Origin of the sequence: Pseudomonas sp. R1-15, assembly GCF_051132085.1 — a bacterium.
Classification (GTDB): domain Bacteria; phylum Pseudomonadota; class Gammaproteobacteria; order Pseudomonadales; family Pseudomonadaceae; genus Aquipseudomonas.
The window spans coordinates 5,704,579-5,726,952 of the sequence record NZ_CP071660.1 but is presented as its reverse complement, the minus strand read 5'-3'; the positions used below and the strand labels follow the sequence as shown (position 1 = coordinate 5,726,952).

At 62.6% G+C, this 22,374-nt stretch carries 23 protein-coding genes; 8 read left to right on the top strand and 15 right to left on the bottom strand.

The annotated features are described in order from the left end of the window. Positions 1-13: 13 nt before the first annotated feature. From sctI to J3P97_RS25895, 5 genes are all read right to left on the bottom strand, one after another. Positions 14-388 (bottom strand): type III secretion system inner rod subunit SctI, encoded by a 375-nt coding sequence (gene sctI / locus J3P97_RS25915; RefSeq protein ID WP_434673056.1) that lies wholly within the window; start codon positions 386-388, stop codon positions 14-16. 28 nt (positions 389-416) lie between these two features. Further along, on the bottom strand, positions 417-1,346 hold the full coding sequence (locus J3P97_RS25910; RefSeq protein WP_434673055.1) for a type III secretion protein: 930 nt from the start codon (positions 1,344-1,346) through the stop codon (positions 417-419). 59 nt (positions 1,347-1,405) lie between these two features. Then, the gene (locus J3P97_RS25905; RefSeq protein WP_003206573.1) at positions 1,406-1,615 is read right to left on the bottom strand and encodes a hypothetical protein; all 210 of its coding nucleotides are present in this window, start codon (positions 1,613-1,615) and stop codon (positions 1,406-1,408) included. Between the two features lie 92 nt (positions 1,616-1,707). Then, positions 1,708-2,631, bottom strand: coding sequence for a sigma 54-interacting transcriptional regulator (locus J3P97_RS25900; RefSeq protein WP_434602147.1), 924 nt, complete (start codon positions 2,629-2,631; stop codon positions 1,708-1,710). A gap of 406 nt (positions 2,632-3,037) precedes the next feature. Then, positions 3,038-3,613: a DUF6436 domain-containing protein gene (locus tag J3P97_RS25895; protein WP_434673054.1), complete on the bottom strand. Its 576-nt coding sequence runs from the start codon at positions 3,611-3,613 to the stop codon at positions 3,038-3,040. 108 nt (positions 3,614-3,721) lie between these two features. Here J3P97_RS25895 and J3P97_RS25890 point away from each other — a divergent pair, with 108 nt between their 5' ends. Continuing rightward, positions 3,722-4,669 (top strand): alpha/beta hydrolase, encoded by a 948-nt coding sequence (locus J3P97_RS25890; protein WP_434673053.1) that lies wholly within the window; start codon positions 3,722-3,724, stop codon positions 4,667-4,669. A gap of 110 nt (positions 4,670-4,779) precedes the next feature. Here the strand turns inward: J3P97_RS25890 and J3P97_RS25885 are convergent, their stop codons facing one another. Then, a complete protein-coding gene (locus J3P97_RS25885; protein WP_305498122.1) occupies positions 4,780-5,523 on the bottom strand; it encodes a DUF2059 domain-containing protein in 744 nt (247 codons plus the stop codon). Positions 5,524-5,663: 140 nt separating this feature from the next. Between J3P97_RS25885 and J3P97_RS25880 the strand changes: the two genes are divergently transcribed. Continuing rightward, complete coding sequence (locus J3P97_RS25880; protein WP_305498123.1) at positions 5,664-6,296, top strand: 2OG-Fe(II) oxygenase; 633 nt, start codon at positions 5,664-5,666, stop codon at positions 6,294-6,296. A 2-nt stretch (positions 6,297-6,298) separates the two neighbouring features. Beyond that, positions 6,299-6,790, top strand: coding sequence for a DUF523 domain-containing protein (locus J3P97_RS25875; RefSeq protein WP_434673052.1), 492 nt, complete (start codon positions 6,299-6,301; stop codon positions 6,788-6,790). Positions 6,791-6,961: 171 nt separating this feature from the next. On the opposite strand, the gene J3P97_RS25870 is transcribed toward J3P97_RS25875, so the two are convergent. Further along, positions 6,962-8,335, bottom strand: coding sequence for a GTPase/DUF3482 domain-containing protein (locus J3P97_RS25870; RefSeq protein WP_434602143.1), 1,374 nt, complete (start codon positions 8,333-8,335; stop codon positions 6,962-6,964). Beyond that, on the bottom strand, positions 8,328-9,695 hold the full coding sequence (locus tag J3P97_RS25865; RefSeq protein ID WP_434673051.1) for a DUF2868 domain-containing protein: 1,368 nt from the start codon (positions 9,693-9,695) through the stop codon (positions 8,328-8,330). The genes J3P97_RS25870 and J3P97_RS25865 overlap by 8 nt, the downstream gene beginning before the upstream one ends. A 77-nt stretch (positions 9,696-9,772) precedes the next feature. On the opposite strand from J3P97_RS25865, the gene J3P97_RS25860 reads away from it, so the two are divergent. After that, entirely contained in the window at positions 9,773-10,285 is a 513-nt protein-coding gene (locus J3P97_RS25860; protein WP_434673050.1) for a dihydrofolate reductase, read from the top strand. 108 nt (positions 10,286-10,393) lie between these two features. On the opposite strand, the gene J3P97_RS25855 is transcribed toward J3P97_RS25860, so the two are convergent. After that, entirely contained in the window at positions 10,394-11,785 is a 1,392-nt protein-coding gene (locus J3P97_RS25855; RefSeq protein WP_434673049.1) for an L-cystine transporter, read from the bottom strand. Between the two features lie 241 nt (positions 11,786-12,026). Here J3P97_RS25855 and J3P97_RS25850 point away from each other — a divergent pair, with 241 nt between their 5' ends. Continuing rightward, positions 12,027-13,082 (top strand): haloacid dehalogenase-like hydrolase, encoded by a 1,056-nt coding sequence (locus J3P97_RS25850; RefSeq protein ID WP_434673048.1) that lies wholly within the window; start codon positions 12,027-12,029, stop codon positions 13,080-13,082. 220 nt (positions 13,083-13,302) lie between these two features. Here the strand turns inward: J3P97_RS25850 and ilvD are convergent, their stop codons facing one another. From ilvD to J3P97_RS25835, 3 genes are all read right to left on the bottom strand, one after another. Continuing rightward, positions 13,303-15,144 carry a dihydroxy-acid dehydratase gene (gene ilvD / locus J3P97_RS25845; protein WP_434673047.1) on the bottom strand — a complete coding sequence of 614 codons (1,842 nt, stop codon included), beginning with the start codon at positions 15,142-15,144 and terminating at the stop codon, positions 13,303-13,305. Positions 15,145-15,500: 356 nt separating this feature from the next. Then, the gene (locus tag J3P97_RS25840) at positions 15,501-16,697 is read right to left on the bottom strand and encodes a class I SAM-dependent rRNA methyltransferase (RefSeq protein ID WP_434571144.1); all 1,197 of its coding nucleotides are present in this window, start codon (positions 16,695-16,697) and stop codon (positions 15,501-15,503) included. Positions 16,698-16,807: 110 nt separating this feature from the next. After that, complete coding sequence (locus J3P97_RS25835; protein ID WP_434673046.1) at positions 16,808-17,347, bottom strand: type 1 glutamine amidotransferase domain-containing protein; 540 nt, start codon at positions 17,345-17,347, stop codon at positions 16,808-16,810. A 231-nt stretch (positions 17,348-17,578) separates the two neighbouring features. Between J3P97_RS25835 and J3P97_RS25830 the strand changes: the two genes are divergently transcribed. The 3 genes from J3P97_RS25830 to J3P97_RS25820 are packed head-to-tail and all read left to right on the top strand — an operon-like array spanning position 17,579 to position 19,613. After that, positions 17,579-18,394: an HDOD domain-containing protein gene (locus J3P97_RS25830; protein ID WP_434574069.1), complete on the top strand. Its 816-nt coding sequence runs from the start codon at positions 17,579-17,581 to the stop codon at positions 18,392-18,394. 30 nt (positions 18,395-18,424) lie between these two features. After that, positions 18,425-19,237: a bifunctional DNA-formamidopyrimidine glycosylase/DNA-(apurinic or apyrimidinic site) lyase gene (gene mutM, locus J3P97_RS25825; protein WP_434673045.1), complete on the top strand. Its 813-nt coding sequence runs from the start codon at positions 18,425-18,427 to the stop codon at positions 19,235-19,237. Positions 19,238-19,292: 55 nt separating this feature from the next. Next, on the top strand, positions 19,293-19,613 hold the full coding sequence (locus J3P97_RS25820; RefSeq protein WP_305498139.1) for a multidrug transporter: 321 nt from the start codon (positions 19,293-19,295) through the stop codon (positions 19,611-19,613). A gap of 149 nt (positions 19,614-19,762) precedes the next feature. Here the strand turns inward: J3P97_RS25820 and J3P97_RS25815 are convergent, their stop codons facing one another. From J3P97_RS25815 to J3P97_RS25805, 3 genes are all read right to left on the bottom strand, one after another. Continuing rightward, positions 19,763-20,014, bottom strand: coding sequence for a YfhL family 4Fe-4S dicluster ferredoxin (locus tag J3P97_RS25815; protein WP_434571149.1), 252 nt, complete (start codon positions 20,012-20,014; stop codon positions 19,763-19,765). A 133-nt stretch (positions 20,015-20,147) separates the two neighbouring features. After that, positions 20,148-20,627, bottom strand: coding sequence for a pantetheine-phosphate adenylyltransferase (gene coaD / locus J3P97_RS25810; RefSeq protein ID WP_007897855.1), 480 nt, complete (start codon positions 20,625-20,627; stop codon positions 20,148-20,150). A gap of 115 nt (positions 20,628-20,742) precedes the next feature. Next, entirely contained in the window at positions 20,743-22,338 is a 1,596-nt protein-coding gene (locus J3P97_RS25805; RefSeq protein WP_434673044.1) for a GMC family oxidoreductase N-terminal domain-containing protein, read from the bottom strand. Positions 22,339-22,374: the final 36 nt, after the last annotated feature.

Genomic DNA, 22,374 nt, shown 5'->3' with positions numbered 1-22,374 from the left:
GACCGGCTTTCCCTTACTGGAGATTGGTGAGCTTCTCTATCGCCTGGGAGCCCTTGCTGACGATCTTTGCGGTCATCAGGCTTTCCAGGTGAAAGGAAGACAGCGACCGGTTGGACTGCAACATGTCCTGGGGATCGGCGGTGCGGATGGCCTTGAGCATGTCCCGGTTGGCGCGATCGTCCAGCCGTTGCAATTCGCCGGAGCGGCTGGACAACGAATCGATGATCCTCGCCGCGACATTGTTTTCACTGTCGGGGGCGGGGGCTTTTTCGCGCATTTGCGCGTTGAACCAGCTGACATCGCTGGTCTCGGCACTCGGCCGCGCACTGGCGCCAGGTTTGGTTGCGGTGGAAACCACGCTGGTGGTGTCGATGGCTTGTACGGTCATGGCATATCTCCGATTACAAGGTGGGCCTTCAGGCGTACATCAGCCTCAAGACGTTGCGAGCGCTACCCGTCACGCTCAGATGAAACTCGATTTCTTCCCGGCTGCGTCGACCGCGCCGTTGCATAGGCGGCTGCTGGCCGGACAGGCGGGCGAGAGCGAGGTCCAGTTCTTCCAGGGCGAGCTGGAACAGCCGTGTCTCTTGAGCCTCCAGCCATGCGCCACAGGCAATCCGTTCGGTCCATGTCCAGTTTTGCCCGTCGAAGCTCGCCGGTGGCGGGTATCGCGACGGGTGCTGGTCCATGAATGCCGCGACCTCGAACAGCAGGTCCAGGTCGTCCTGTTCATAACGCGCCTGGCCTTGCTCTTCGTCGATGTCCAGCAGGGTCAGCAGTTTCCTTCGGCCCAGCACCGCGATGATCTTGAGCAACAACGACAGGCTGGTGTCGTAGCGGTCGCGCCGCGTGGCGCGGTCGCCTTCCAGCTCCCAGGCGCCGAACAGCGCACCGCAGAACGGGTTGTTGGCGTTGCCGAAATCGCTCTGGCTGTCGACGTCGTTATCGCCGATGGGCTGCCGGCGGTGGGCGAGCATCTGCGCCAGGTCGTTGAACAGATCTTCGTTGGAATAGGCATCGTCGCTGTCGACATCGAGGGTGGATCCGGTACCTCCGTTGATCTCCTCGAGAATATCTTCGAGCACCAGATGCAGAGGGGCCTGGGTCTCGGCGGCCAATCTGTCCTGCGGGGTGGATAAACCTGACCGGGGCTGCCCGCCAGTCGAGCCGTGTTCGCTGCTCCATTGGACGAGCGACTCGCGCAGCCGATCGCTCGCACCGTGCAGCGCCAGGTGCTCGACGACCCGATCCGCCAGGCCGTTCGCAGGCGAGGCTTGGCGCAGTGTCGGGTCGTCACCGAGCAAATCTCTGGTGCTACGAAGGTTGTCTGGCGAATGGATCTGCATCGGGTTTCTCCCTCGACGCGCATGGGATTCCCCGCCGGAGCGGGGCTGGAGCGAGAGGGTCAGAAGCGTATGTTCTTGGATGCCTCCCCCATGGCGGTGATGGCCTTGGTCGCGGTGTCCATCGACCCTGCCGCGATTGCGTTCATGGTGTCGGCAACCAGTTTTTTCTGGTCGAATTGGGATTTCATGGTCGTCATCGCCGCCGACGTGGCGTCCATCTGTTGCATGGCTGCCGTGGAGGCGGCGAGAGAAGCTCCACCAAAACTCATAGTCGTATCTCCGGATTGTGGAATGGCGAGACGATCGTGAACGTCTCGACGAATAAGTGGCGACCGCTGCGAAAACGGTTCCACCAATCCACTCAGCTCGTCGATATTTGCAGGCATTTCATCCGGTAATAGAGCGTGCGGCGGGCGATGCCCAACTCGGCGATGACTTTATCGATGCAGTGATGGTGGCGACGCATGCAGTCCTCGATGAGGATCTTTTCGAACTGCTGCAGATGCTCTTTGAGTTTGAGGGTCGAGCTGTTGTGCTCCAGCTGCTCGGCGCGGGGCAGTGCCGGCAAGCCGAGCACGTAGCGCTTGGCGGCCGATTGCAACTCGCGGATGTTCCCAGGCCAGGCGTAGCCGAGCAACTGGCGCAACAGCGCTGGCGAAGGCGCGACGTAGGGCTGGTCGAGTGCCTGGGCTTCCCGGCGTACCAGGGATTGGAACAGCGGCACGATGCGTTCCTTGCGGCTGCGCAACGGTGGCAGCTTGAGGCTGATGATGTTCAAGCGGAAATAGAGATCCCGACGAAACTCGCCACGCTCGACCATTTCCGCCAACGGGCTTTGGGCCGAGGCGATCACCCGCATGTCCACCTGGATGTTCTGGGTCGAGCCCAGCCGCTGCACAGTCCTCGACTCCAGGACACGCAGCAGCTTGGCTTGCAGCCCTAACGGCATGCTGTCGATCTCATCCAGATACAGCGTGCCGTTGTGCGCGGCTTCGACGAAGCCCGCGCGATTCTGGCTGGCACCGGTAAACGCGCCGGTATTGGCTCCGAAGAGTTGGCTCTCCGCAAGGGACTCGGGAATGGCGGCGCAATTGATGGCGACGAACTTGCCGGAGCGGCCGGACATGCGGTGGATTTTTTCCGCCAGCGTGTCCTTGCCAGTGCCGGTCTCGCCGCGCAACAGCACATCGACCCCTAGCGGGGCGACGCACTGGGCAAACGCCTCAAGATTGAGAGCATCCTCTTTCGTGGGAGTGGAAAGTGCAGCGCATAACAACTTTTGCATCACTGACGATTCCATTTTTTGTTTGGTTTAGGAGGGTCGACAAGTAAAACGATGAAAAGGCGTATCCAACTTCCTCGATATATAGCGCCGCCGCGCAATCGCAGAGAAAATCAACATCTTCTGTACGAGGGTTAGAGAAGCGATTAAAGAAAAGTTCACGTAGCGCCGACGGTTGTTAAACGATTCAGCTCGGCAGCCAGAACGCCCCGAAACCCCCTGCGCGACCGGCCTGGTTGGCGTCTGGAGCGAAAATCGGGGGATGTCGGAGGCTTTTCGAAAAATTGGATCCGACAAACGGTTCAGCGCCAGCTCGCTGTTTGAGCAAGTACTCTAGAAAAGAGCAATAGCTCTGATTTTGTAAGGCGCCTACAGACGTTTAAACAATACGCATCGTAGTTGGGTTGGATTAGTTTGAGTTCGACCATGGGCAATAACAGCCGACCGCCAACGTATGAGTCGCATTAACTTCCCGGTCAATATTGAGTGCTTCGAGTATTGGCTCGATAAAGCTGTTGCTCGAGTTGCAAGTCAAGCCTTCGCTGTAAGGCCCGAAGTACGCCAGCTTGCCGCTGCGGTCCCAGATCGCCACGGCGGGGCTGGCGGGAATCTGTGCCGAGCCTGGTAACGTCGTCAGGGGTTTGAGATTGCTCAAAGTGCTGGGCAAGTGGCCTTGGCTGCCAGTCTTTTGTACGGCGTAGAACTCGACGCCTTGCGGCGCATATTTGTCGATCAGTTCGGAGAGGTGCTGCTGATTGCCGACGTTGCATGGGCAGGTCGGATCCCAGAAGTGCACCAGGCGGATTGCGCCCGGACCGGCGAGGTCGGCGGGCAGGCGCAACGGGTCGCCGGAAAACACCGCCGTGTGTTGACTGAACGCCCGGAGGAAACGCCCCTGGAACCAGTCGTAGGCGAACCACAGGATGACGGCGCACGTCAGGGCGAGGAGGCTGGCAAGCAAGGTTGTGCGGTGGGACGGGCGCATGGAGTCGATCCTCTGAAGCCGCGTAGCTTGCCATGGCTGGCGCGACAGATGAATATCGCAGGCGTATAACGCCTGTTTTCGCGCGATGCGCATTTGCCTGGAATATTGATGCCCGCCTCCTTCGACCCCGATCACCTGCGCGCCAGCCTGCAACCCCTGGCGCAGTGGCAACCGCTGTCTGCGCAAGCGCAGGCCTACCAGCAGTTCTATGGGCTGGACTTTCCGGCGCGCACCTTGCGCAGGGGCCTGGGACGTTTCGACATTGCCGGGTATGAACTGGTCGGCCAGGTCTGGTGGCCGGAAAAAGCCGTGGCGACGCTGTTCCTCTTTCATGGCTATTACGACCATATGGGGCTGTACCGGCATTTGGTCGAGTGGGCGCTGGATCAGCAATGGGTGGTGATCAGCTGCGACTTGCCGGGCCACGGCCTGTCCAGTGGCGAGCGCGCCAGCATCGGCGATTTCGCCGAATACCAGGCGACCTTGCGCGGCTTGCTGGCCGAAGCCGAGACCCTGGACCTGCCGCAACCCTGGCACCTGTGCGGCCAGAGTACCGGCGGCGCGATCGTGGTGGACCATGTGCTGCACCACGGCGCGGACAGCCCGGCCCAGGGCCAGGTCATCCTGTTGTCGCCCTTGGTTCGGCCACGGGCCTGGGGCTGGTCGCGCCTCAGTTATTACTTGCTCAAACCTTTTGTGAGCGGCATCGCCCGGCGCTTCAGCGAGAACTCCAGCGACCCGGGTTTCCTGCCGTTCCTGCAGGCCGATCCGTTGCAACCGCTGCGCCTGCCCACTGCTTGGGTCGGGGCGCTGGCGCAGTGGATCCGGCGTATCGAGGCGGCGCCGAGCAGCTCGCGGCAACCTCTGATCGTGCAGGGGCAGGCGGACATGACCGTGGATTGGCGGCATAACCTGCAAGTGTTGCGCGGCAAGTTCGATCGGCCGCAGGTCTTGATGTTGCCCGAGGGGCGGCATCACCTGGCGAACGAGACGTTGGCGATACGGCAGGAGATGTTTGGGTTTTTGAGCAAGCGGATGGGCCGGATTCGGCGGTGACCGGGCTATTGCATTCGCGAGCAGGCTCGCTCCCACAGGGTATTGGGTGTGCTGGGGGACCAGTGTGGGAGCGAGCCTGCTCGCGAAGACGATGCAACAGGCGCTGAAGATTACTGCCCCAGATTCTGCCCCACCGCCAACCCCGCCCGGATCGCCGCCAATGCCGCCTGATAATAAGCCTGGCCCTCGGCCGACTCGGCAAACGTGGCGAATTCTTCCAGTTCGGTATCCGTCAGGTCGCGGTAGACGTACAGCAACGTGTTGTTCAGGTCCGCGCCGATCTGATCCATCAGGCGCTGGCGCTGGCCGTTCAGCATGCCCTGGGCCTGGCCGCCGCCGAGCAGGCCGGGAATCATCGAGCTCAAGCTGTCGGCCGCCACGCCGGCAATCGCCAGGCTGACTTCGGCGCCGGCTTCGCGGGCAGGCAGGGCCTGGGCCAGGTGGCCGATGATCAGCAGGCGATTGTCGCTGGCTTGCATCTTCGGCAGGCCCTTGGCGTTCTTCGCCAATTGGTCGCGGCGGGTGGCGAGCAGTTCGGCGGCGACGACTTTGCGGCCCAGTGGCGACTGGAAAAAAGCCAGGGCCGGGTTCGGGTCGGCAAGATTGCTGCGCAGTTGCGCCTCGGCCCGCTGGTCCATGGCCTGGGGCGCGAAACGCTGGTTGCTGTTGTTCACCAGCGCCTGGAAGACCGCCGGCGGCAAGCTGCTCTGGTAGCGCTGCTGCGCGGCGCTCAAGGCGTCATTGAAATGCGCCCGCTGTTCCGGCCAGCCGGCGACCTTGTACAACTGGTCATAGCTGTCTGCCCAGGCGGGCAATACGCAGAACATCAACAGTGAGAAAAGCAAACGGCGCATAGGGACTCCTGTCAGCAGCCGACTATTCTCCGTGGGGGGCGGGGTCTTGTCGAGAATTCGTATCAAGTTCGTACGACGGTGCTGACAGGCGCAGCCAACCCGCTGCGCGGCGCTGTCGGTTTTGCAGGCACAGGAATACTATGCGCGCCATGCGAATACCTTCTGATCATCCGTTGCTGTTACGTATCGTCGATGACCTGGCCGAGCGCGGCTGGTCGCAGCAGAACATCTTCCTGCCGGATGCGCTCACCCGCGCGCTGGCGGCCGAATGTCGCCAGCGCGCCGCCGAAGGCGAACTGGCTCCAGCCGCCGTGGGGCGCGGGCCGTTTTCGGAAATTCGCGAAGGGGTTCGTGGCGATCGCATCCAGTGGATCGAGCCCGGCCAGGTCGAGGCCTGTGATCGTTACCTGGGGCTGATGGACAGCCTGCGCGAGGCCTTGAACCGGGGGCTGTTCCTGGGCCTGGAGGATTTTGAAAGTCATTTCGCCCTGTACCCGCCGGGCGCGTTCTACCTCAAGCACGTCGATCGCTTTCGCGATGATGACCGGCGCATGGTCTCGGCGGTGCTCTACCTCAATGACGCCTGGCTGCCCGAGCACGGCGGCCAGTTGCGCATGTACCTGGATGAAGGCGTGGAGCATGACGTGGTGCCCACGGGCGGCTGCCTGGTGGTGTTTCTGTCGGGGGATATACCCCATGAGGTCCTGCCGGCCACGCGTGATCGGCTGTCCTTGACCGGTTGGTTCCGGCGCCGTGGCAACGAGTTGTTCTGAACATGCAAAAGATCCTGGTCAGCCGCTGTCTGCTCGGCCATCGCGTGCGCTATGACGGTGGCGCCAGCGGGCCGTTCGACTTGCTCCAGCATTGGCTCGACGAAGGTCGGGTCGTGCCGCTGTGCCCGGAAGTTGCCGGCGGCCTGCCCACGCCCCGGCCGGCGGCGGAGATTCCTGGCGGCCAGGGCGCGCGAGTGCTCGATGGCAACGCGGCGGTGATCACCACCGAGGGCGAGGATGTGAGCGCGCAGTTTCTGTCCGGGGCCTATCAAGCGCTGGCGTTGGTGCGCGAGCACGGCATCCGCATCGCCGTGCTCAAGGCCAACAGCCCCTCGTGTGGCAACCTGCTGACGTATGACGGCACGTTCAGCGGGGTCAAGGTTCGAGGTGAAGGGGTGACGGCGGCATTGCTCAAGCGCAATGGGGTTCGGGTGTTCAGTGAACTGGAGCTGGCGGAAGCGGCGTTGGCCCTTGAAGCGCTGAGCGAGCTGTAGACGCGTGCGCGGTCGCTCTTGTGGCGAGGGAGCTTGCTCCCGCTGGGCCACGCAGTGGCCCCATTGATTTAGCCTGACCTACCGCAGTGTCTGGTTTTGGGGCTGCTGCGCAGCCCAGCGGGAGCAAGCTCCCTCGCCACGGGGGGATGCTTGCCACGGGAGTTTTGGTGTCTAGAGCTGTTCAGCCAACAGCTCGATCTGTTCCTGTCGTTCGGCCTGGCTCAGTCGTGGCTGGGGATTCAACGACGACCACTGCGGATACGCCCTGGCCTTGCCCAGTGCTTCAGGCAGCTTGCCTTCGCGCCAGGTCTTGTCCTGGGGCGTGGCGATATGGATGCTCTCTATCGCCGCATGGCCACGCTGGTCGATGGCTTGCAGCAGTTGCCGTTGGCGCAGGGCCAACAGGCGCAGCACGTTGTCATCGACGCTCAGTTCCCGTTGGCCCTTGAGCTTGCCGATCAACCGGTCGCCATAGTTGCGGACCGTTTGCAGCGCGCCGCCGGCAATCGCCCCGGCGAGGGCGGCGGCGCCCAGGGTCAGGCCACCCACCAGCAGGTCGACACCGGCTCCGGCCGCCGCCCCGGCCGCAATGCCGCCACCGACCCGTACGCCCAATTGCTTGAGTGTGTCGGGGTTGAATAGGTCATCACCCCAGCGGCCATCCAGCAAGGGAAGATCGCTGGCCGCTGCATCCTGAGGGCGGAAAGCGTAGAGCTTGAGCAGGGCCTCGACACAACGCTGTTCGCGCTGACGCACCGCGTTGCGCAGTTCGCTGATGGCCTGGCGTTCCAGTTCGGCGTCGCTGGCGACACTGCGCCGGCAAGCGGCGCAATCGATCAGCAATTCGGCAATCAGCCGTCTGGCGCTCTGCTGGCGTGCCAGACGCTGGGCCTGTTGGTCCGCGATCAGCCGCTCCAATTGCCCGCGAGCGCTTTCCAGCAGCAACGCCAGGCTTTCATACAGACGTCGCTCGCCGTCCTCGGGCGGGGCGACGCTGTCGAAACGGACCAGCGCATGCAGGCCCAGCCGCGCCAGGGCTTCGCGCCAGTCGGCTTCACGGTGCTGGGCGCTGCTGACGAAATTGAGCACCGGCAGCAGCGGTTTGCCGCAACTGGCGAGGACTTCCAGTTCATCGCGGTACTTGGCCAACACCGGTTCGCGGGCATCGATCACATAAAGCCCGGCGTCGCTGGCGAGCAACTGCCGCAGCACCTTGGCTTCTTGCTCGAAGCGTTGTCGCGCCTCGCTGCCTTCGAGGAAGCGGGCCAGGCGTGCCGGGCCATCCAGGCGTTCACCGGGACGCTCGAGGCGTTCGAGATAATCGAGCAGGGCGATGGCGTCTTCCAGCCCAGGCGTGTCGTACAACTCCAGCAGCGCCTCGCCGTCCACCGACAGGCGCGCCCCTTCGACGTGACGGGTGGTGCTCGGGCGGTGGGAGACTTCGCCGAAGCCGACATCCCGGGTCAGGGTACGCAGCAGGGAGGTCTTGCCGACGTTGGTGTGCCCGACCACGGCGAGCTTCAATGGCTTGATGGATTCAGTCATGGCCCGTCTCCAGCCAGTTCAACGGCGCGCAGTCGGCGAACGGCAATTGCAGTTGCTGCAACGCGCTGTGCCAGTCACCCAGGCGCTCGGCATCCAGTGCTTCGCCGGGCGGTGCCTGCAACAGCCAGACGCGGGTGGCGCTGGCGCTGCGAGCCAGTTCGGCGATCAATGCCAGGCTGCCACGATCTGGTGAGCGCCGGGGATCGCAGGCAATCGCCAGGCGCGCGGGCGGGAAGCGCGAAAGTTGTTCAAGCAATTTGTGGCGCGATTCGCGGCTGTCGAGGATGCCCGCGCTTTTCACGGTGCCCGGCAGCTTCGGCGGCCAGGGACGTTCATCCAGCTCGATCGCCACCAGCAGCGCGCCGTCGCTTGCCATGGCGCCCACGGCGCTTTCGACTTGATGCAATTGTGCGGGCGCGGCGTCATTGACGCCCAGGCGTTCGCTGCTTGGCATCAATCGCTCACGCAGCTGAGCGTAGCCGGGCAGGTTCAAGTCCAGGCGCAGGCTGGCGCGGCCACGGCGCCAACGCCACAGGCACAACAGCGCCAGGCCCAGGCGCGGCAGCACGCCGTAGATCAGCAGCACGCCCACCAACCAGGCGGCCCAGGCCTGGCGGGCGCTTTCGATGTCCAGCGCGGCGTCGCCGCTGGCGCGGATCATCTCGACGCTCGGCACGTTGAAGCCCAGCAGGGCGGGCAACGCACCGAGGGCCTGAGTCATGGCGACGAAGGTTTCGCCACCGAGAATGGTGGTTTCCCATACGAAGCCATAGCGCCGGGTCGCCATCAGCAACAAAACGATGACCAGCGCGCTGAGCATCGCCAGCAACCACAAGCCATTGACCAGCACGCCGAGGGCCCAGCGGTTGAGCTTGTGCCGTTGCAGCAACAGCAGCAGCGCCGGCGCGAGTTGCGCGGCCTTGGCGTCGCGGGCGAGCTTTTCGCTGAGCCACAGCCACAGGCGGCCGAGCGTGGCGCCTTGCTCACCGGCGAACAGCAGGCCCAGGGCCCAGCCGATCAGCAGGATCAGGTTCAGCCCCAACAGGCTGCCCAGGGCCCAGAATACGTTGACCGGCGCGCGTCCATCGCCGAGGGCGGCAAAGCCCAGGCCGGCGCCGCTGGCCACGGCGAGCACGGCCAATGTTACCAGCGCCAGCCGTGCGCCTTGCAGCCAGTGACGCAGGGCCTGGACGAGGCCATCGCGCTCGGCCAGCCAGTGGGCGCGATGACGGATGCGCGTGGACAGATCGCCGCCGGCCGCGCGGGCCAGGCGATTGGCTTCCTGGTCTTCGAGCGGGCCGGCATGTTCTTCACGCAGGCGTATCGTCTCGGTCAACCAGAGGTTTTGCAGTTCAGTCACGAGGGCTTCCGTTGCTCGAATGAGCAATCAGCATAACCGCTGTGGCGCCGGTCCGGGCCTCTGGTATCCTCGCCGTCATGAAAAAAACTCTTCCCTTAAGCCTGATCGCAGCCCTCGGTGAAAACCGTGTGATCGGCATCGACAACAGCATGCCCTGGCACTTGCCGGGGGACTTCAAATACTTCAAGGCCACCACCCTGGGCAAGCCGATCATCATGGGGCGCAAGACCTGGGACTCCCTCGGTCGGCCGCTGCCGGGACGCTTGAACATTGTCGTCAGCCGCCAGCCGGGCCTGGTGCTGGAAGGCGCGGAAGTCTTTTCTTCGCTGGAGGCCGCAGTGGAACGGGCCGAAGCCTGGGCGTTGGAACAGGGCGTTGACGAGCTGATGCTGATCGGTGGCGCCCAGCTCTACGCGCAGGCACTGGAGCAGGCGGATCGCTTGTACCTGACCCGCGTGGCGCTGAACCCGGAAGGGGATGCGTGGTTTCCGGAGTTTGCTTCGAGCCAGTGGAAACTGGTGTCGAACCAGCTGAACCCGGCTGAAGGGGACAAGCCGGCCTACAGCTTTGAGGTGTGGGAGAAGCTTTAAAAGCTTCGCGAGCAGGCTCGCTCCCACAGGTAACCGAGTTGGGTCAGGAAAAGCGGTCAACTGTGGGAGCGAGCCTGCTCGCGAAGGCGATCTACCTGGCGCCACCAATCAAGCGTGCACCAACTCCCCATGCTCCTCGGCATCGAGCAAGGCCTTGTCCGTCTGCTGCATCACCTGGCTGGTAATCGCCCCGGCGGTGATCGAGCCACTGACGTTCAACGCGGTACGGCCCATGTCGATCAACGGCTCGACCGAAATCAGCAGCGCCACCAGCGAGACCGGCAAGCCCATGGCCGGCAGCACGATCAACGCGGCGAACGTTGCGCCACCGCCGACACCGGCCACGCCCGCTGAACTCAAGGTCACAATGGCTACCAGCGTCGCGATCCACACCGGGTCCAGTGGATTGATCCCCACCGTAGGCGCGACCATGACCGCCAGCATCGCTGGATACAGCCCGGCGCAACCGTTCTGGCCGATGGTGGCGCCAAACGATGCGCTGAAGCTGGCGATCGCCCTGGGAATGCCGAGGCGGCTGGTCTGGGCTTCGATACTCAGGGGGATGGTCGCCGCGCTGGAGCGGCTGGTGAAAGCGAAGGTCAGCACCGGCCAGATCTTGCGGAAGAAGCGCAACGGATTGATCCCGGCAGCGGACACCAGCAGGCCGTGGACTACGAACATCAGCCCCAGCCCCAAGTACGACACCACCACGAAGCTGCCGAGCTTGATGATGTCTTGCAGATTGGAGCCAGCCACCACTTTTGTCATCAGCGCCAGAACGCCATACGGGGTCAGCTTCATCACCAGGCGCACCAGGCGCGTCACCCAGCTTTGCAGGGTGTCGATGGCGTTGATCACCTTCTGGCCTTTCTCTGCGTCATCCTTGAGCAATTGCAACGCCGCGACACCGAGGAACGCCGCGAAGATCACCACGCTGATGATCGACGTCGGCTTGGCCCTGGCCAGGTCGGCGAAGGGGTTCTGCGGAATGAACGAAAGCAGCAGTTGCGGGATATTCAGGTTGGCGACCTTGCCGGCGTAATCGCTCTGGATCACTTGCAGCCGTGCCTGCTCCTGGGTTCCGGCCACCAGGCCTTCGGCAGTGAGGCCGAACAGGTTGGTCAGAGCGATACCGATCAGGGCGGCGATGGCGGTAGTGAACAGCAGCGTGCCGATGGTCAGGAAGCTGATCTTGCCCAGGGACGAGGCGTTGTGCAGGCGGGCCACGGCGCTGAGGATCGAAGCAAAGACCAGCGGGATCACGATCATCTGCAGCAACTGCACGTAGCCGTTGCCCACCAGGTCGAACCAGCCGATCGAGGCTTTGAGCACCGGGTCGCCTGCGCCGTAGATCGTGTGCAGGGCGATACCGAACACCACGCCCAGGACCAGCGCCAGCAGCACTTTTTTGGCCAGGCTCCAAGTGCTGTGACGGGTTTGCGCCAAGCCGTACAGCAAGGCGATGAACACCAACAGATTGAGGATCAGCGGTAGATTCATGAAAAACTCCGGAAAGACTTTGCCAGCCGCCAAGCGTCGCGACTGTGAGCCGGAAAGCCTAACAGCCTGATATCTAAAGAATTAATACTTAAAAAGAATGTTTACTGTCGCTTTTGGAATAAGGCGTTGACGCCCAGGGGTATGCCGCTGGCGTTATCGAGACGCAAGCGGTCGCGCACAGGCGGGATCTGTCACAGGCATTTGTTAGCGTCGAGCTCCTACAACCTGGGAGTAAATGTCGATGAAGCTCGTACCTCGCTTGCTCGCTGTCGCTATAGGCCTGGGCCTCGCCGGCCAGGCGCTCGCCACTGACCTCAAGCATTGGCCCGCGGAACAGGCCAAGGCGCTGGAAGCGATGATCGCGGCCAACGCCAACAAAGGTAACTACGCGGTGTTCGACATGGACAACACCAGCTATCGCTACGACCTCGAAGAGTCGCTGCTGCCGTTCATGGAGAACAAGGGGCTTATCACCCGGGAAAGCCTGGACCCGTCCTTGAAGCTGATGCCATTCAAGGACACCGCCGACCACAAGGAAAGCCTGTTCAGTTATTACTATCGACTCTGCGAAGTAGACGACATGGTCTGCTACCCGTGGGTGGCCCAGGTGTTTTCCGGCTTCACCCTCAAGGAGCTGAAGGGCTACGTCGATGAGTTGATGGCTTCCGGCAAACCGGTACCGACCACGTATTACGATGGCGACAAAGTGGTCCAGTACAACGTCAACCCACCGAAGATATTCACCGGCCAGGCCGAGCTGTACAACAAGCTGATGGAGAGCGGCATCGAGGTCTATGTCATGACCGCCGCCTCCGAAGAGCTGGTGCGCATGGTTGCCTCGGACCCGAAGTATGGCTACAACCTCAAGCCGCAGAATGTCATTGGCGTAACCACGCTGCTCAAGGACCGCAAGACCGGCGAACTGACCACCGCCCGCAAGCAAATCACCAACGGTAAATATGACGAAAAGGCCAATCTTAGCCTGGAGTACACACCGTACCTGTGGACGCCGGCGACCTGGATGGCCGGCAAGCACGCGGCGATCCTGACCTATATCGATGAATGGAAAAAACCGGTGCTGGTGGCTGGTGACACGCCGAGCAGCGACGGCTACATGCTGTTCCATGATGTAGACGTGGCCAAGGGCGGCATCCACTTGTGGGTCAATCGCAAGGATAAATACATGACCCAGATCAACGGCATGATGGCCAAGCACGCGGCCGCCCAGGCCAAGGAAGGACTGCCCGTGACAGCGGACAAGAACTGGGTGATCGTCAAGCCGGAAGATATCCAGTAAACCGGATCAGTTACGGCTTCCGTGGCGAGGGAGCTTGCTCCCGCTCGGCTGCGAAGCAGTCGTGAAGCGGCGGGTGCGGTGTTTCTGATGCTACGCATGTGGCGGATTTTGGGGCCGCTTTGCGGCCCAGCGGGAGCAAGCTCCCTCGCCACAGGGGACATCTCTGGTCCAATAAAAATGCCCCGCACTTGTGGCGGGGCATTTTATGTGGCTCGGGCGCTTACAACCCGTCAAGCATCGCCTTGTCGCGCACCGCACCCTTGTCGGCACTGGTGGCGAGCAGGGCGTAGGCCTTGAGGGCCGTGGTGACTTTGCGCGGACGCACTTCCACCGGTTTCCAGCCTTTTTTGTCCTGTTCGACGCGGCGCGCAGCCAGTTCCTCATCGCTGATCAACAGATTGATCGAACGGTTCGGAATGTCGATCAGCACCTTGTCGCCATCGCGCACCAGGCCGATGGCACCGCCAGCCGCTGCTTCCGGCGAAGCGTGGCCGATGGACAGGCCCGACGTGCCGCCGGAGAAACGGCCGTCGGTCAGCAGCGCACAGGCTTTGCCCAGCCCCTTGGATTTCAGGTAGGAAGTCGGGTAGAGCATTTCCTGCATGCCCGGGCCGCCCTTCGGACCTTCGTAACGAATGATCACGATGTCGCCGGCTTTCACCTCGTCGGCGAGAATCCCCCGCACGGCGCTGTCCTGGCTTTCGAAAATCTTCGCGTTGCCTTCGAACACATGGATCGACTCGTCGACGCCGGCGGTCTTCACCACGCAGCCGTCCAGGGCGATGTTGCCGTACAGCACGGCCAGGCCGCCTTCCTTGGAGTAGGCGTGCTCGACGCTGCGGATGCAGCCGTTCTCACGGTCGTCGTCCAGGGTTTCCCAACGGGTCGACTGGCTGAACGCGGTTTGTGTCGGGATGCCCGCCGGGCCGGCCTTGAAGAAGTGATGCACGGCTTCGTCGCTGGTCTGGGTAATGTCCCACTTGGCGATGGCCTCGGCCATGGTCTTGCTGTGTACGGTTGGCAGGTCGGTGTGCAGCAAGCCGCCGCGGGCCAGCGAACCGAGGATGCTGAAGATACCCCCGGCGCGGTGCACGTCTTCCATGTGGTACTTCTGGATGTTCGGCGCGACCTTGCACAGTTGCGGCACGTGGCGGGAGAGGCGGTCGATGTCGCGCAGGTCGAAATGGATCTCGGCTTCCTGGGCAGCGGCCAGCAGGTGCAGGATGGTGTTGGTCGAGCCGCCCATGGCGATGTCGAGGGTCATGGCGTTCTCGAACGCCTTGAAGTTGGCGACGTTGCGCGGCAACACCGACTCGTCGTTTTCGCCGTAGTAGCGCTTGCACAGCTCGACGATGGTCCGGCCGGCCTGCAGGAACAGCTGTTCGCGGTCGCTGTGGGTGGCCAGGGTCGAACCGTTGCCAGGCAACGCCAGGCCCAGGGCCTCGGTCAGGCAGTTCATCGAGTTGGCGGTGAACATGCCGGAGCAGGAACCGCAGGTCGGGCAGGCGCTGCGCTCGTACTCGGCGACTTTCTCGTCGGATGCGCTGGAGTCGGCGGCAATCACCATGGCGTCCACCAGGTCCAGGCCATGGCTGGCGAGCTTGGTCTTGCCAGCCTCCATCGGGCCACCGGACACGAAGATCACCGGGATATTCAGGCGCAAGGCAGCCATGAGCATGCCGGGGGTGATCTTGTCGCAGTTGGAAATGCACACGATGGCGTCGGCGCAGTGGGCATTGACCATGTATTCGACCGAGTCGGCGATGATCTCGCGGCTGGGCAGCGAATACAGCATGCCGTCGTGACCCATGGCGATGCCGTCGTCCACGGCGATGGTGTTGAATTCCTTGGCAACCCCGCCGGCGCGTTCGATTTCCCGTGCAACCAGTTGGCCCAGGTCCTTGAGGTGAACATGGCCTGGTACGAATTGCGTGAAGGAGTTGGCAATGGCGATGATCGGCTTCTTGAAGTCGTCATCCTTCATCCCCGTGGCGCGCCACAGGGCACGGGCGCCGGCCATGTTGCGGCCATGGGTGGATGTTTTCGAACGGTAATCAGGCATGGAGCACTCCGGGCGGCTAATCAGGTACTTATCAGGTATCAATGGGGAAGTGAGCTTCTGTCGACGTCTGGAACACTCGGGGTTGGCCGTGAGTCCGGACGTGGCTGATGACTTTGCAGGATCGCTGCGCGCCTCAGCATGAGCTCATAAACCCGCCGGGGATGAATGGCGATGAATGTCGCGATTCTACACCGCTGGCGTCAGGATGAAATGACGCAAAGCGCCGATCGAGACCAATCTCGCGCCTGGAATGACGACTGGCAGCGTTCAGCCGCAAGGTAAGCCGAACGGCATCGGCTGGGGAAGTGCTCGTTATCGATCAGCGGGACAGGGCCGTAGCCCCGCCCCGCCCGGCCTCAGCTATTAGGCAGCAAGCGGCAGGTGATGCTCTTGATGTAGCGCGTCTCGGCGATCGCCGGGTGTACCGGGTGATCGGGGCCCTGGCCGCCGCGTTCGAGCAGTTGGATGTTGCGGTCCAGGTGACGGGCGCTGGTCAGCAGGATGTTCTGCAGATCGTCTTCGGGCAGGTGCATCGAGCATGACGCACTGACCAGGATGCCGTCCTTGCTGAGCAGGCGCATGGCCTGTTCGTTGAGGCGGCGGTAGGCGCCTTCGCCGTTCTTCAGGTCTTTCTTGCGCTTGATGAAGGCCGGCGGGTCGGCAACGATCACGTCGAAACGCTCTTCGCTGGCCTTGAGTTCCTTCAAGGCTTCGAATACATCACCTTCAATGCAGGTCAGCTTCTCGGCGACGCCGTTCAGCGCGGCGTTGCGCTCGACGCCGTCGAGGGCGAAGGCCGAGGCGTCGACGCAGAATACTTCACTGGCACCGAACGCCGCGGCTTGCACGCCCCAGCCGCCGATGTAGCTGAACAGGTCCAGAACGCGCTTGCCCTTGGCGTAGGGTGCCAGGCGCGCACGGTTCATGCGGTGGTCGTAGAACCAGCCGGTTTTCTGGCCCTGCATGACCGGCGCTTCGAATTTCACGCCGTTCTCTTCCAGGGCGACCCACTCCGGGACGAGACCGAAGACGGTCTCGACGTAGCGCTCCAGGCCTTCGGCGTCGCGTGCCGCGGAATCATTCTTGAACAGGATGCCGCTAGGCTTGAGCACCTGGGTGAGGGCGGCGATCACGTCGTCCTTGTGGGCTTCCATGGTGGCGGAGGCGATCTGCACCACCAGAATGTCGCCGAAACGGTCGACCACCAGGCCCGGCAGCAGGTCGGAATCACCGTAGACCAGGCGATAGAACGGCTTGTCGAACAGCCGCTCGCGCAGGGACAACGCCACGTTGAGGCGATGCACCAACAGGGATTTGTCCAGCGCCAGCTTCACGTCGCGGGACAGCAGACGTGCGCAGATCAGGTTGTTCGGGCTCATCGCAACGATGCCCAGCGGCTTGCCGCCGGCGGCTTCGAGGACCGCCTGGTCGCCGGCCTTGAAGCCGTGCAGCGGGGTGGCGGCCACATCGATTTCGTTACTGTAGACCCACAGGTGGCCGGCGCGCAGGCGACGGTCGGCGTTGGCTTTGAGGCGCAGGCTGGGCAGGGACATTGACGTCGCTCCGGAAAAAAGAGCGGGAGTATACCGTGTTGCAACCCTTGCGGGGCCGGCGGTGGACATGTGGCGAGGGAGCCTGCGCTGCTCGCCTCGCCACAAGGGCTTCAGGCCGACAGCGAGTTGATCAGTTCACGGTTGAACGCGGGAATATCATCCGGCTGGCGGCTGCTGATCCAGATGCCGTCCCGGACGACTTCCTGGTCGACCCAGTTCGCGCCGGCATTGACCAGGTCATCCTTGAGCGTCTTGTAGCTGGTCATGGTCTTGCCTTTGACCAGGCCGCTGGACACCAGCAACCAGCCGCCATGGCAAATCACTGCGATAGGTTTGCCAGCCGCCTCGAAGCCCTTGACCAGGTTCTGCGCGTCGGGGTCGATGCGGATGGTGTCGGAATTCTGCACGCCGCCGGGCAGCACCACCGCTTCGTACTGATCGACATTCGCCGCCTTGAAAGTCAGGTCCACCTTGAAGTCGTCGGCCGGCTTGTCATGGTTCCAGCCTTTGACCTGGCCGTCGCTGGTGGAAATGATGTCGACCTTGGCCCCGGCCTGTTCCAGCGCCTCTTTGGGACCGGTCAGTTCGGCCTGTTCAAAACCGTCGGTGACCAGAATGGCGACACGCTTGTTGTTCAGATTAGCGGGCATGAAAATCTCCTAAAGCTGAATGGGTTGGCTGCCGACCTAAGCCTTATTACAAGACTTGGGCATTGGTCCTACAGATTCCGAAGCTCAGGCTTGTACGAAAGTTCCGCCAATTTACCGGTGGTGTGTCGGATCCAGATTTAGGGGTTAGACTCCCGGCCTTACCCAGAGTGTGTACCCATGTCCAAAGAACTTTCCGCTGAACAGATCCAACAGTCCCTGCAGGGCATCAGTGTGCCGCCCCAGCCGCAAATCATGGTGGATTTGCAGATGGAGCAGTACATGCCCGACCCGGACCTGGAAACCATTGCCAAGCTGATTTCCCAGGACCCGGGCCTTTCGGGTGCCTTGCTCAAGATCGTCAATTCGCCGTACTACGGCTTGAGCAACAAGATCACTTCGATCCAGCGCGCAGTGAACCTGCTGGGCAGCCGGTCGATTATCAACCTGATCAACGCGCAGTCGATCAAGGGAGAATTGCACGACGATGCCATCGTCACCTTGAACCGCTTCTGGGACACCGCCCAGGACGTGGCCATGACCTGCCTGACCCTGGCCAAGCGCGTCGGCCTGCAGAACGGCGACGAAGCCTATGCCCTGGGTTTGTTCCATGACTGCGGCGTGCCGCTGATGCTCAAGCAGTTCCCCACTTACATGGGCGTGCTGGAGGAGGCCTATGCCAATGCCAGCGCCGAGATCCGGGTGGTGGACACCGAAAACCGCGTGTTCAACACCAACCATGCGGTGGTCGGTTACTACACCTCCAAGTCCTGGCGCCTGCCGGACCACGTCAGCCAGGCCATCGCCAATCACCACAACGCCCTGGCGATTTTCAGCGACGAATCTTCGCGCAATAACAGTCAGTTGAAAAACCTGTTGGCGATCCTGAAGATGTCCGAGAACATCTGTGCCTCCCATCGCGTGCTGGGCAACCAGGCCGAGGATCACGAGTGGAATTGCGTCGGGCCACTGGTGCTCGATTACATCGGTCTGCCGGAGTACGACTTCGAGACCCAGAAACAGGAAATCCGCGACCTGGCCTCTCGTTGAGTGCCAGCTTTCGCTTGATTCGAGAGCCCTATGCCAGAACTGCCGGAAGTCGAAACCACCCGCCGCGGGATCGCGCCACACCTCGAAGGGCAACGGGTCAGCCGCGTCGTCGTGCGTGACCGCCGCTTGCGCTGGCCGATTCCCGAAGACCTCGATGTGCGTCTTTCGGGGCAGCGCATCGTGCTGGTGGAACGGCGGGCCAAGTACCTGTTGATCAATGCCGAGGTTGGCACGCTGATCAGCCACCTGGGCATGTCTGGCAATCTGCGGCTGGTCGAGATCGGCATGCCCGCCCTCAAGCATGAACATGTCGACATCGAACTGGAGTCCGGCTTGGCCTTGCGCTACACCGATCCGCGTCGCTTCGGGGCGATGCTCTGGAGCCTCGACCCGCTCAATCACGAACTGCTGATTCGCCTCGGGCCGGAACCGCTGACTGACCTGTTCGACGGCGAACGGCTGTTCCAGCTTTCCCGTGGGCGCTCGATGGCGGTCAAGCCGTTTATCATGGACAACGCGGTCGTGGTGGGCGTGGGCAATATCTACGCGACCGAAGCGCTGTTCGCCGCCGGAATCGACCCACGGCGCGCCGCCGGAAGCATTTCTCGGGCGCGTTATCTGAAACTGGCGATCGAGATCAAGCGCATCCTTGCCCATGCCATCGAACGCGGTGGAACCACGCTGCGGGATTTCATCGGTGGAGACGGCCAGCCCGGTTATTTCCAGCAGGAACTGTTCGTGTACGGCCGGGGTGGGGAGTTGTGCAAGGTCTGTGGCACGGGGCTGCGGGAAATCCGCCTGGGGCAGCGCGCCAGCGTCTGGTGTCCGCGCTGCCAGAGGTGATTCGTCTTACGGTCTATAGTCAGTAGTCATACTGTTTCAGCCGAAGGATCGCCTCATGACTCTGCTTCGTACTTTCCTCCTGGCACTCTCGCTGAGTGTCGGCTTGCCTGCCTTGGCGAACACCGAGAGCGGTGACCCGCGCTACACCATCCAGAATCCACCCGCGTACGCCATGCTCGGCGACTTGCTGATTGCTCGTCCGTTGCTGCTCGCCGCCACCGTGATCGGTGCCGGGGCGTTTGTCGTGTCGTTGCCCTTTACGGCGCTGGGTGGCGGGGTTGGCGATGCGGGGAAGGCGTTGGTGGTCGACCCGGCGAAAGCGACGTTTGTGCGGTGCCTGGGGTGTGTTGGGGAGGGGTTTGAGCGGCAGGAGTGAGGTATTGGGTGTGGCTGATGGCGCTATCGCGAGCAAGCTCGCTCCCACAAGGGATTTGCTCAGTACGCAGATGCTGCGATGCCCATAGATCCCCTGTGGGAGCGAGCTTGCTCGCGATGAGGCCAGTAAAGGCGCTACAGATTACCGATTCACTCCTTGCCGGTAATTTTGCGATATTTCGCCATCAACTGTTCCTCAGTCTCCGGATGAGCCTCGTCCAGCGGGATGCAATCCACCGGGCAGACCTGCTGGCATTGAGGCTCGTCATAGTGCCCGACGCACTGGGTGCACAGGTTCGGGTCAATGACATAGATCTCTTCGCCCTGGGAAATGGCGGCGTTCGGGCACTCGGGTTCGCAGACGTCGCAATTGATGCAGTCGTCGGTGATGATCAGGGACATGCAAGCTCCGGCCGGGGCGTTGAGCCCGGGCATTTGAAAAACGTATGAGCGCAATTGTGCCGCATTGGCGAGCGCAGTGCACGCGGGGGCGATGGACTGCGCTGTGCTGCGAGCGAGTCGCAGCGTCGGCGGGTTACTTCTTGAAGCGCAGGGTCAGCGCGTCGGCCACGGCCGGGTGGACGAACTTGGTGATATCGCCGCCCAAGGCCGCAATTTCCCGCACCAGGGTCGACGAGATGAAGGAGTAACGCTCCGATGGCGTCAGGAAGAGACTCTCGACGTCCGGGGCCAACTGGCGGTTCATGTTGGCCAGCTGGAACTCGTATTCGAAATCCGAGACCGCACGCAGGCCGCGCAGGAACACATTGGCGTTCTTTTCCTTGGCGAAATGCGCCAGCAGCGTCGAGAAGCCGACCACTTCCACGTTCGGCAGGTGCTTGGTGACCTCACGGGCCAGCTCCACACGTTGCTCCAGCGGGAACAGCGGGTTTTTCTTCGGGCTGGCGGCGACGGCAATGATCACATGGTCGAACAGGCGCGAGGCGCGTTCGACCAGATCGCCATGGCCCTTGGTAATGGGGTCGAAGGTACCTGGGTACAACACTCGGTTCATCGCGTCGTCCTGGCGGGAGTCCGTTGGGGAGTCGGATGGTATCGCAGCCGACTCGGTCGGCCAAGTCGGCGATGGGATAAGAATGCACTATAGGCGCTGCGAATAGTCGGTTTTTTCATGTGTTTTGCAGACGTTCGGCCAGCAGGGTCGCCAGTTTGGCAGTCAGGCCGTACACCGACAGTTGCGGGTTGGCGCCGATGCTGGTGGGGAACAGCGAGCCGTCGTGGATGGAAAGATTACGCAGTTGGTGGTGGCGGCCGAGGCTGTCGGTCACCGCCTGTTTCGGCTCTTCGCCCATGGCGCAACCCCCCATGACATGAGCGCTGCCCAGGCGGGTGCGGAAAAGGGCCAGGTCCAGCCCGTCGATCAGCGCGCGGGCCTTGGCCAGGGTTTTAACGTGCCGGGCATCGCTGTGCATCGGCATGACCGACCTGGCCCCTGCGGCGAACTGGATCTCGGCCATGCTGTGAAATGCCCGGCGCAAACCGTCCCAAGTGTAGGGGGAGACCTGATAGTCGAGCACGGGCGTGCCGTCACTGCGCAATTGCACGGTACCGCCGGGGCTGTCCGGGTGAAAGCCGTCGCGCAGTAACGCCAGCATGGCGTGAGTGTGGGGCAACTTTGCCATGTGCGCTGCGTTCTGCGCACCAAAGCCGCCCAACAGCGTGGCGGCGAGGGCCGGGTGCAAAGGCGGGACTTCCAGCTTGTAGGACATTTTGCCGGTGACGCCATCCTGCCATTGGAAATGATCTGAATAAATCGACTGTGGAGCCCCATAAAAAGGGTTGATGACTTCATCGAACAGTCCGGCTGACATGTTCACCAAGTGCAGGAAGGTGCGCTCGCCCAGGCATCGATGCGGATCCGGCGCGTCGGAGCGCAGCAGCAAGGCGGGGCTGTTGATGCCGCCACCGGCCAGCACGTAATGCCGCGCCTTGACTCTGATGCGCCGTCCGGTCGGCGCCACGCAGCGTTCGTCCATGGCCTGGCATTGCAATTCCACTACCGCATCGTTGCTGATGATCAGGCGTTCGGCCCGCGCCAGATAAAGCAGGGCGCCGCCCTGGTCCAGTGTGGCGGGTATGGTGGTGACCAGCATCGATTGCTTGGCATTGGTCGGGCAGCCCATCCCGCAATAGCCCAGGTTCCAGCAGCCGCGCACGTTGCGCGGGATCACATGCCAGCTGTAGCCCAATTGCTCGCAGCCCTTGCGAATGACGTCGTTGTTGGCATTGGGCGGAATCAGCCATGGCGCCACCCCCAGGCGCTGCTCCATGCGTTCGAACCAGGGCGCCATCTCGGCGGGGCCGTGGCCCCGGACGGCATGCTCGGTCGCCCAGTGTTCGAGAGTCTGGTCAGGCGTACGAAAGCTCGAGGTCCAGTTGATCAACGTGGTGCCCCCCACGGCCCGGCCCTGGAAAATGGTGATGGCGCCGTCCTTGCTCATTCGCCCGAGACCTTCCTGATACAGGCTGGTGTAAGCCTGATCCTCAAGCAGCTTGAAGTCCTGGCTGGTCTTGAGCGGGCCTTCCTCAATGAGCAATACCTTGTAGCCGGCGGCACTGAGAATTTCCGCCGTGGTGCCACCGCCGGCGCCGCTGCCGATGATCGCCACGTCGGCTTCCAGGGTGAGGTCCTGGGTCAGTTGCGCGCCGTTGTAGGTGGTCCAGCCACGGGCCAGGCCTTCGCGGAACGGATCGGGTACGGGCATGTTCGGGGTTCTCTTGTTGTTATGAGAAGACGACAA